Source organism: Cupriavidus sp. SIMBA_020 (assembly GCF_046535395.1).
In the GTDB taxonomy this organism is placed as follows: Bacteria; Pseudomonadota; Gammaproteobacteria; order Burkholderiales; family Burkholderiaceae; genus Cupriavidus; species Cupriavidus campinensis.
In genome coordinates this window covers 1-237 of record NZ_JAWRWU010001627.1, presented here as the reverse complement: position 1 = coordinate 237, position 237 = coordinate 1, and the positions used below count along the sequence as shown (strand labels likewise).

Genomic DNA, 237 nt, shown 5'->3' with positions numbered 1-237 from the left:
CACTTTTTGCGACGGATTTAATAAATTATTTTGAGAACATAACGATTGAGACTATTCGCCATGCTTTCGAGGGTATGTTAGAGAAGGTTTCTGCATCAGGGCCTGAAAAGGTATTGATTCGAAATTCGATCCACACACTTTGCGACCTGCTGACGCAATGGGGATATAGCGCTCACCACGGACTTCCGCAAAATCGCGACGCTTCGTCCTTCATTGCGAACGTCGTACTGAACTCCG

At 46.0% G+C, this 237-nt stretch carries 1 pseudogene; it reads left to right on the top strand.

The annotated features are described in order from the left end of the window. Positions 1 to 237: pseudogene (locus SB751_RS35125) on the top strand (hypothetical protein); the annotation flags it as partial.